Source organism: Pseudomonas sp. R62 (genome assembly GCF_000257605.1).
Taxonomy (GTDB): Bacteria; Pseudomonadota; Gammaproteobacteria; order Pseudomonadales; family Pseudomonadaceae; genus Aquipseudomonas; species Aquipseudomonas atacamensis.
Genome location: NZ_JH635999.1, coordinates 1,920,701 through 1,923,578, shown reverse-complemented (window position 1 = coordinate 1,923,578; position 2,878 = coordinate 1,920,701). Strand labels below are relative to the sequence as shown.

The following is a 2,878-nucleotide window of genomic DNA, read 5'->3' as shown; positions in this document are numbered from 1 at the left end:
GACCTGCTTGCTCATCCACGCAGCCTGTTTGGTGACGAATTCTTCCAGACTCATCTCGCCGCTCTGCACCATGTCCAGCGCCTGTTCCCAGATCGCCGTAGTGCCAGGATCGGCGATCGCCCGCGGCACTGCATCGATCAGGCTGAATGCCGCAGGTGTCGCCGCCAGCGCCTTGCCGTTCTTCACCAGATAACCACGATCCAGCAGCCCTTGGATGATCGATGCGCGGGTAGCTTCCGTGCCGATGCCGGTGGTGTCCTTGAGTTTCTGTTTGAGCAGCGGATCCTCGACCAGTTTGGCGACGTTCTTCATCGCCTTGATCAGATCGCCTTCGGTGTAGGGTTTTGGCGGCTGCGTCCAAAGGTCCTTGAGATTCACCTTCGCCACAGCGCATTCGACGCCTTGGCTCAGAGCCGGCAAGGTTTGCGGTGCTGGTGCTTCGCGGCCCCTGGCCGGTGCCAGTGCTTCGGGCAATGCGCGCTTCCAGCCCGCTTCGATGATCTGCTTGCCCACCGCGCGCAACGCCTGCCCGTTGCAATCGAAATCGGCCTGGGTGCGATCATATTCGTGATTGGGCAGGAACTGCGCCAGGTAGCGCGCGCGAATCAGCGTGTACACCGCGCGATGCTTGCCGGTCAGACGTTCAAGATTCTTCGCGGCGATGGTGGGAATGATGCCGTGGTGAGCGCTGACCTTGGCGTCATTCCAGGCTCGCGAGCGCCGCTGCGGTTCGAGAAAACCCTGCAACACTTCAAGGCTCGGATCGGCCTGACGCAATGCGGTGAGGATCGATGGCGCCTCACTGTGTTGGCTCAACGGCAGAAAGCCGCAATCACTGCGCGGATAGGTGATGACTTTGTAGGTTTCGTAAAGGGCCTGTGCGATGTCGAGGGTCTCCTGCGCGCCAAGGCCAAGCTTTTTCGAGCAGACTTCCTGCAAGGTGCCGAGATCAAAGGGCAGGGGCGCGACTTCGCGCATGCGCTCGGTTTTCAGCTTGATCACCCGTGCGCTGTCTGCACTGCTGATCGCCGCCGCTGCTTGTTGCGCTAACGCCTGATTCAGGCAGCGATCCTGATCATCACAAGCGTCCGCTGGTGCGCGCCATTGCGCGCTAAACGCTGTGCCGTTGTGCAGCAGTTCCACATCGATTGCCCAGAACGGTACGGGGACGAAATCGGCGATGCTGCGGTCGCGGTCGACCACCAGTCGCAGGGTGGGCGTCTGCACTCGGCCCACAGGCAGCACGCCCTGATAACCCGATTGACGGCCCAGCAAGGTGAACAACCGGCTCATGTTCATGCCGATCAGCCAGTCCGCGCGTGAACGGCCCAGCGCCGAGTGATACAGGCTGAAGGTTTCGGCTCCCGGTTTCAGCGCGGCCAAGGCCTTGCGAATCGATGCCTCGTCCAGCGCCGACAGCCACAAGCGGCGGATCGGCCCGCGATAGCGGCAGTGCTCGACCAGTTCCCGGGCGATCATCTCGCCCTCACGGTCGGCGTCGGTGGCGATGATCAGTTCGCTGGCCTCGCCAAGCAGACGCTTCACCGCTTTGTACTGGCTGGCGGTGCGCGGCTTGACGGTCATTTTCCATTTGTCGGGAATGATCGGCAGATCGGCCAGTACCCAGCGTTTGTAGCGCGCGTCGTAGGCGTCCGGCGGCGCTGTTTCGAGCAAATGGCCGATGCACCAGGTCACTGTGACGTCCGTTCCCAACCAGCAGCCGTCGCCGCGCCGTTTGGCGCCGAGCACGGCCGCAATGTCTTTGGCCTGGGAAGGTTTTTCACAGAGGTACAGCCGCATAGCTACCATCGCTGGTTGGTGTGTGGAGAGGGCACAGAATGGCGGGAGTTCGCGGCGGGAGCAACTTTTATCTGTATGGATATACAGATAAAAGCGTTGCAGGAGGTTTAGCCGTTCGGCCGTAATCCAGTCGAGCTGCGCAACCATCAGCTATACCTGAACCGGTCTCTTCGCTGTGCTCAGGAGAACCTCATGAAAAGCCCCAGTCCCGTGATCAGCCTGGAACAACTTGCCGGGTGCCTGCTGGTGAAGTTCCACGGCATCCAGGTCGCCGCGTCCTCCCACGCGCTGATCCTCAATGAGGCCAACTATCCGCCGGTCTATTACATCCCCCGCGAAGACATCGACGAAAAATACTTCGCCCGCACCGACCACACCAGCTATTGCCCGTACAAGGGCGACGCCAACTATTTCAGCCTGCAAGTGCCCGGACATGAGGGTGCCAACGCGGTGTGGACGTACGAAAACCCGAAGGTCTCCGTCGCACCGATCCGCGACTACGTGGCGTTTTATCCGGACCAGGTGAAATTCGAAGTGATCAAACCGGACGCCTGAAGCAAAAAATGGCGAGAGAATCGCTTCCCTCGCCATTGTTGTCAGCGGGTTTTTCAGTTCTTGTCGAGATCGATATTCTTCGTCTCACGCAGACAGATCATTCCCACCACCAGGCTCACCCCGGTAATCAATACCGGATACCACAGCCCGTAGAAAATATCCCCGGTGTACACCACCAGCGCAAACGACACGGTGGGCAGGAATCCGCCAAACCAGCCGTTGCCGATGTGATAGGGCAGCGACATCGAGGTGTAGCGAATGCGCGTCGGGAACAGTTCGACCATCAACGCGGCCAGCGGGCCGTAGCACATGGCGGAGATGATGATCAGGGCGACGATCAGGGCGACGATCATCGGTTTGTTGATCTGCTGCATATCGGCTTGTTGCGGGTAGCCGGCGAGGGTAATCGCGCCGCGCAGTGCCGCCTCATCGAAACCATCCAGCTTCACGTCGCCGACACTCACTTGCACGGCGCTGCCCGCAGGCGCAGCGACGCTGGAGTAGGGCAGGCCTTGTTTGACCA

General features: G+C 60.5%; 3 protein-coding genes. 1 reads left to right on the top strand and 2 read right to left on the bottom strand.

The features are described 5' to 3' along the window. Positions 1–1,800 (bottom strand): DNA topoisomerase III (locus OQK_RS26510; RefSeq protein ID WP_016775107.1); only part of this gene is annotated, 1,800 nt, incomplete at its 3' end. A gap of 192 nt (positions 1,801–1,992) precedes the next feature. Between OQK_RS26510 and OQK_RS26505 the strand changes: the two genes are divergently transcribed. Next, entirely contained in the window at positions 1,993–2,355 is a 363-nt protein-coding gene (locus OQK_RS26505) for a DUF427 domain-containing protein (RefSeq protein ID WP_016775106.1), read from the top strand. Positions 2,356–2,408: 53 nt separating this feature from the next. Here OQK_RS26505 and OQK_RS26500 read toward each other — a convergent pair. Continuing rightward, on the bottom strand, positions 2,409–2,878 hold a 470-nt coding region (locus tag OQK_RS26500; protein WP_038861819.1), incomplete at its 5' end, for an MFS transporter.